At 64.3% G+C, this 6,709-nt stretch carries 7 protein-coding genes; 3 read left to right on the top strand and 4 right to left on the bottom strand.

The genetic code is table 11. The annotated features are described in order from the left end of the window. The 4 genes from ACEN88_RS21690 to ndk all read right to left on the bottom strand — a co-directional run. A partial coding sequence (locus tag ACEN88_RS21690; RefSeq protein ID WP_413342925.1) for a helix-turn-helix domain-containing protein occupies window positions 1-647 on the bottom strand: 647 nt, incomplete at its 3' end. A gap of 61 nt (window positions 648-708) precedes the next feature. Beyond that, complete coding sequence (gene pilW / locus ACEN88_RS21685) at window positions 709-1,518, bottom strand: type IV pilus biogenesis/stability protein PilW (RefSeq protein ID WP_413342923.1); 810 nt, start codon at window positions 1,516-1,518, stop codon at window positions 709-711. Beyond that, window positions 1,518-2,690, bottom strand: a complete 1,173-nt coding sequence (gene rlmN / locus ACEN88_RS21680) for a 23S rRNA (adenine(2503)-C(2))-methyltransferase RlmN (protein WP_413342927.1) — start codon at window positions 2,688-2,690, stop codon at window positions 1,518-1,520. Before rlmN ends, pilW begins: the two co-directional genes overlap by 1 nt. A gap of 118 nt (window positions 2,691-2,808) precedes the next feature. After that, entirely contained in the window at window positions 2,809-3,234 is a 426-nt protein-coding gene (gene ndk, locus ACEN88_RS21675) for a nucleoside-diphosphate kinase (RefSeq protein WP_036240108.1), read from the bottom strand. A 267-nt stretch (window positions 3,235-3,501) separates the two neighbouring features. Here ndk and ACEN88_RS21670 point away from each other — a divergent pair, with 267 nt between their 5' ends. The 3 genes from ACEN88_RS21670 to ACEN88_RS21660 all read left to right on the top strand — a co-directional run. Further along, window positions 3,502-4,185: a Bax inhibitor-1/YccA family protein gene (locus tag ACEN88_RS21670; protein ID WP_413342920.1), complete on the top strand. Its 684-nt coding sequence runs from the start codon at window positions 3,502-3,504 to the stop codon at window positions 4,183-4,185. A 359-nt stretch (window positions 4,186-4,544) separates the two neighbouring features. Further along, on the top strand, window positions 4,545-4,895 hold the full coding sequence (locus ACEN88_RS21665) for a hypothetical protein (protein ID WP_413342919.1): 351 nt from the start codon (window positions 4,545-4,547) through the stop codon (window positions 4,893-4,895). Between the two features lie 79 nt (window positions 4,896-4,974). Then, the coding region (locus ACEN88_RS21660; protein WP_413342917.1) for a TonB-dependent receptor at window positions 4,975-6,709 on the top strand (1,735 nt) is incomplete at its 3' end.

Genomic DNA, 6,709 nt, shown 5'->3' with positions numbered 1-6,709 from the left:
GTCGTCGGCGGCGCGCCGGTCGCGGCCGTACCCGGCACATTGACGACGGCACCCGGTGCGGCAGTCGTTGCCGGCGCCGATGCGCTCGCGCTCGAACCCGGCACGGAAATCAGCGGCACGGCCGGATTCTGCAGGACCTCGACGGAGCTGCCGTTGGCGGCCTCGGTCGAGGCACCGGTCGAGGCCGGCGTGACCGGCGTGACCACGGTGGTACCCGTTTCGGCGTGCTGGCTGCCCGGCACGAAGCCGAAGTGCCACGCCGCGGCAGCGGCAGCCACGACGACCACGACGGCGCCCGCGATCATCCCCAGCGGCAGCGACGAACGCTTGCCATGGCTCGGGAATTTCGATTGGGAGAACGACGTCGGCGTCGGACGGCGGTTCGCCGTGACGGCGCTCGTATCGGGCGCGGGCTCGGTCTCCATGGCGATCTGGGCCACCAGCGGCGCCGGATCGACCTTCACCAGCTTGGCGTAGGCCCGCACGAACCCACGGGTCACGGCCGGACTCGGCAGGGACGCGTAATCGCCCGCCTCCAGGGCGATGACCTGGCGCACCGCCAGTTTCAACTGGTCGGCCACCTGCTCGACCGACCACCCCATCGCCTCGCGCTGCCTGGCCAGGACCTGGCCGGGGACACCGTGCACAGGCGGTTGGTTGTCGGGCGTCGCCGGCTGATCTGCACGCTCGGAACTCATTGTCGTTGTCTCACTCACTAAATGCACCGCGCTCGAAGGCCGCGTACTCGGGCGAACCGGGGAAGCGCTTGCGCAACTGCGCCGCCAGCGAAGCTTCCGTGGCCCGGTCGCCGAGCATGTGCTTGACCCGGATGGCCAGCCACAGCACGTCGGCCGACAGCGTGTCGAGCTTCGCTGTCTCCGTCAGGCGGTTAATGAAAAACCCGGCGCGGGTGACATCGCGCCGCTCGAAATACACCCGGGCCAGGCCGGCGCTCGTCGCCGGCAGGTCGGGATCGTAACGCAGGGCGTCGAGCAGATAGCGCTCGGCCGCGTCGACGTTCTTCATCTTCAGGCTGCAGTTACCTGCGTTCACCATGGCTTTGACCGGCGTCGCGTAATTTGGATTCTTCAGCGCCGCGTCAAAATAGCCCATGGCCTCCGCCGGCTTGCCGCCGGCATCGCACAGGAACAGCCCGTAATTGTTCGACAGGTCCGGATTGCGCGGCGCCAGGCGCAGCGCGTGCCGGTAGTTCTCGTCGGCGAGACGGTTTTCGTTCATCGCCGTGTAGATCAGGGCGCGCACGCCGTACGCATCCGCATCGTCCGGGTCCGCGGCAATGGCCTGCTTCACCTCGTCCAGCGCGATCTCGTACTTGCGCTCCTGGTAATAGCCCACCGCCAGTTGCAGGCGGATCTGGGCGCGTTTTTCCGCGGCCGTCTGGTCGGACAGCGTCTTGAGCTCATGCGGTTCGCCCGCGATGCCGCCATTGCCGGCGCATGCCGACAACAGCAACGGCACAGCGAGTGCGCAGGCGACGCGTCCGGACAGCCGCGCCATCAGGACGAGATCTCCACGATCTTGCCGAAGTTCGGGCCGAATTTCTGCTGGTATTCCGTCATCTTGCTCATGCGCTCGTTCACGCGGGTACGGTCCTTGACCTCGCCCGCCAGCTGGCCGCAGGCGGCGTCGATGTCGTCGCCGCGCGTCTTGCGGATCGTCGTGACGAGGCCGGCATCCATCAGCACCTGCGCGAACGCCTTGATGCGCGGGTTCTTCGAGCGCACGAGGCCGGATTCGGGGAACGGATTGAACGGAATCAGGTTGAACTTGCACGACACGCCGACGACCGGGTCGTTGACGAGGGCGACCAGTTCGCGCGCATGCTCGTCCGTGTCGTTCACCCCGTCCAGCATGCAGTATTCGAACGTGATGAAGTCGCGCGGGGCAAATTCCAGGTAGCGCTTGCACGCGGCCATCAACTCGCGCAGCGGGTATTTCTTGTTCAGCGGCACGAGCATGTCGCGCAGCGGGTCGTTCGAACCGTGCAGCGACACGGCCAGCGCCACCGGGCATTCCTGCGACAGCTTGTCCATGTTCGGCACGACGCCCGACGTCGACACGGTCACGCGGCGGCGCGACAGGCCGTACGCATTATCGTCCAGCATCAATTTCAATGCGGTGACGGTCGGGTCGAAGTTCAACAGCGGCTCGCCCATGCCCATCATGACGACGTTCGTGATCTGGCGCTCGCCTTTCGGCCCCGGCTCGATGCCCTTCGTGCGGCGCAGCTCGAACTCGGCCATCCACAGCTGGCCGATGATCTCGGACACGGAGAGGTTGCGGTTGAAGCCCTGCTTGCCCGTCGAGCAGAAGCGGCAGTTGACGGCGCAGCCGGCCTGCGTGGAGATGCACAGCGTGCCGCGCGTCTCTTCCGGAATGAACACGGTTTCGACGGCGTTGCCGTTGCCCACGTCGACGAGCCACTTGCGGGTGCCGTCGCTCGACGTGTGGTCGCTGATGATCGCCGGCGCACGCACTTCGGCGCGCGTCTTGAGCTTTTCGCGCAGCGACTTCGCCAGGTCGGTCATGTCGTCGAAATCGGCGACGCCGAACTGGTGGATCCAGCGCTGCAGCTGTTTCGCGCGGAACGGCTTCTCCCCCAACTCGGCGCAGTAAGCGACGAGCTGCGCGGGATCGAAGTCCAGCAAGTTGGTGAGAGTTGCCATGATTGAATCCTGTGCCTTCAAAATAAGTCCCGCCCGCCGGGCTCTTCGAGCATGGGCGAGCGGGATATTGCGATGTTAAATCAGCACGAGGCTGATCAACACAAAAAATTTGCTACGAAGATTAACGCGAGTAGACGTTCAGGGCCGGGAAGTAGTAAGCGATCTCGACAGCGGCGGTCTCGGCAGCGTCCGAACCGTGCACGGCGTTGGCGTCGATCGAGTCGGCGAAGTCGGCGCGGATGGTGCCCTTGTCGGCCTTCTTCGGATCGGTTGCGCCCATCAGTTCGCGGTTCTTGGCAATCGCGTTCTCGCCTTCCAGCACCTGGATCATGACCGGGCCCGAGACCATGAAGTCGACCAGATCCTTGAAGAACGGACGCTCTTTGTGGACAGCGTAGAAACCTTCGGCTTCGGCGCGCGACAGCTGGGCCATACGGGCAGCGACGATCTTCAGGCCTGCGCCTTCGAAACGGCTGTAGATTTGGCCGATCACGTTTTTAGCGACTGCGTCAGGTTTGATGATCGACAGGGTGCGTTCGATTGCCATTTAAAAACTCCAATAAAAAGAAAGGTTTAAATCGAGATTTGGGAACTCAATCAACCTTCTATTTTACCATACATCCTGGCTGCCACCGATATTGCGTCGGGGCGACCGCGGATGATACAGTGACATCGGTTCGACCTCGTCCATGGCAGGGTGCGCGCTGGACCTTAGGCAAGACTTAAAACTTGCGTTTCCAGCACACCCCCCCCTGTTGACGCCGGGTCCCGTCCCCATATGGGGAGCAAAGCGATTTCTTCCAACGGAGGCATTATGATTCCCAGCCTGCAGAAAACCTACGACGTCTCGGCCATCCAGGCCACGCGTCACCGCGTGCTGCGCAACACTTACTGGTTGCTGGCACTGTCCATGATCCCGACGGTGTTCGGCGCCTATATCGGCCTGCAAATGGCCCTGCCGATCTTTGCCAGCGGCATGGGCGTGATCCTGTTCCTCGCGATCGCGTTCGGCTTCATTTTCGCGATCGAGAAGACCAAGAACTCGGCGGCCGGCGTACCGATCCTGCTCGCCTTCACGTTCTTCATGGGCTTGTGGCTGACGCCGCTGCTGCGCTTCACGCTCGGCTTTTCCAACGGCGGCACGCTGATCATGACCGCGTTCGCCGGCACTGCGGCCGTGTTCGCCACGATGGCGACGATCGCGACCGTGTCCAAGCGCGACTTCTCGGGCATGGGCAGCTGGCTGTTCGCCGGCGCCATCGTCGTGATCCTGGCCGGCCTGGCCAACATCTTCCTGCACCTGCCGGCGCTGATGCTGGTCGTGTCGGTGCTCGCGATGGTGATCTTCTCGGCCTTCATCCTGTTCGACGTGAACCGGATCGTGAACGGCGGCGAGACCAACTACATCAGCGCGACGCTGGCCATCTACCTGGACATCTACAACGTGTTCACGAGCCTGCTGCAACTGCTGGGCATCGGCTTCGGCAACCGCGACTGATCCATCCGCTCGCATCGAAGAGCCGGCCTGCGGGCCGGTTTTTTATTGCCCCAATTCGGGGTCAGAGCACATTTTTCTAAAAATTCGGGGTCAGAGCACATTTCTGATCAATGTCCTGGCTCACAACGAAAACGTAACGCCGAGCCGTACCACCGCCATGCGGCCGCCGCATCCAACTGCAGCACGCAGCGGAAACTTGCCTCGAAGATTGTGCGCCGAAAAGTACTCTGACCCCGAATTTGTTCCGAAATGTGCTCTGACCCCGAATTTAATTGAGCTTAAGGACCTTACTGAAAGTATGATTGTCAGAACCGAACGCCCCTGCGTACAATATCCGTTCGCTTTCGACCCCGTCCCCCATGTCCCGTAGCCTGGTCCACGTATTGCTGTCGCTGCTGCTGCTCGTTTCGCAGCAGTTGTCGCTCGCGCACGGCTATACCCACTGGACCGAGGCCGGCAACACGCTCGTCCAGCAGGTCAGCGCCGACGCGGACGACGACGGCACCGGCAAGCTGCCCAAGCCCGGCCTGCATGACCTGTGCGGCCAGTGCGCGGCCAGCGCCCAGATCGCGTTCGCGCTGCCATCCACGCTGCGGCAATTCGTCCCGGCCGAGCTGGCCTATGCCGCGCCCGCCGTGCCGGCCACGCCAGGCATCTGCCTGCTCACGGCCTGCCCGTTCCAGTCGCGCGCGCCGCCTCAAGCCCGATAACGCTCCCGCTTTTTCCGTACCGCCCGGCGCGTCCCGGCGGTATGGGCCGTTATCCATTCGCTTGAGATTGTAGAAAACCATGAAAATCGAACGTACGCTGCTCGCCAGCGCGCTCCTGCTCGCCTTCCACCCGGCCGTCCGCGCAGACGATCAAGAAACCATCAACGACGGCAAGATCCAGCAAGTCGTCGTCACCGCCAGCCCGCTGCGCAACGGCGAAGGCGACCAGATCCTCACGCCGGCCAAAGTGCTCGCAGGCGACGAGTTGCGCGACAAGGTCGGCAGCTCGCTGGGCGAGACGCTGCAGAACGAACTGGGCGTGTCCGCGTCCGCGTTCGGCGCTGGCGCGTCGCGCCCCATCATCCGCGGCATGGAAGGTTCGCGCGTGAAAATGCTGGAAAACGGGATGGCGACGTCGGACGTGTCCGGCCTGTCGAACGACCACGCCGTCGCGTCCGAAGGTGCCGTCGCGCGCCAGATCGAGATCCTGCGCGGCCCCGCCGCCCTGCTGTACGGCTCGGGCGCCATCGGCGGCCTCGTCAACGTCGTCAACGAACGCATCCCGACGGCGCTGGAACCGAAGTTGACGGGCCAGGTCGAGACGCGCCTCAGCACCGTCGACAACGGCAAGGACATGTCCGGCACCCTGGACGGATCCGTCGGCAAGATCGGCCTGCACCTCGACGGCAACATGCGCAACACGGACGACTTCCAGATCCCCGACCTGCGCGTGGTGAACGACCCCACGTCGCGCATGAACCGGCTGCCGAATTCCGACACGAAGGAGCGCAACATCGGCATCGGCGGTTCGTACATCGACGACTGGGGCTATGCGGGCCTGTCGGCTTCGCACCTGACGAATTTCTATGGCATCCCGACCAACGAGGGATCGCACATCGACCAGCGCCAGAACCGCTACGACTTCGACAGCGTCGTCAAGAACCCGCTCGCCGGCTTCGAGAGCGCGCGCGTCAAGGCCGGCTACACGGACTACCACCACGCCGAACTGGACGACGGCGTGCCGGCCACGCTGTTCTCCAATAAATCGTTCGAATCGCGCGTCGAGCTGACGCACAAGCCGATCACGGCCCTGGGCCTGCACGGCACGTTCGGCATGCAGACGGAAAACACGCACTTCTCGGCGCTGAGCGCGGAAGGCGGGCCGGACACCGTGCCCGTCACGCATTCGACGACGCAGGCCGTTTTCCTCGTCGAGGAATGGCGCCAAGGTCCGCTGCGTTGGAACGCGGGCCTGCGCTATGAAAACGTCGACCGCAAACCGGTGTCCAACCGTGAGCGCACCTTCGACCTGGGCTCCGGCTCGATCGGCGCGCTGTGGCCGTTCACGAAGGGTTATTCGGCCGGCGCGACGGTGTCGTACGCGCAGCGTGCGCCCGCGACGGAGGAACTGTATTCGGGCGGCCCGCACGACGCCACGCTCACGTTCGACGTGGGCGATCCGAACCTGCAAAAGGAAAGCTCGCGCAACATCGAGCTGTCGCTGCAAAAGACGAGCGGCCTGCTGCGCTGGCGCGTGAACGCGTACCGCAACAACGTCAACAACTTCATCTACGGCCGCGTCATGGACGCGTCGTTCGACGAGGACGGCAACCCGGGCGGCGATTTCCGCCAGCGCCTGTTCCAGCAGGCGAAGGCGCACGTCCAGGGGGCGGAAGCGGAGATGACGTGGAACCAGATCGGCATGGGCTGGAACGGCCGCGTGTTCGCGGACACGTCGCGCGGCTACCTCGACGACGCCGGCAACCTGCCGCTGCAGCCGGCCGACCGCGTGGGCGCCGCGATCGGCTACCGCC

It is taken from the genome of Massilia sp. CT11-108 (assembly GCF_047302915.1).
GTDB classification, from domain to species: Bacteria; Pseudomonadota; Gammaproteobacteria; order Burkholderiales; family Burkholderiaceae_D; genus Telluria; species Telluria orientalis.
This window is presented reverse-complemented; position numbering and strand designations above follow the sequence as displayed.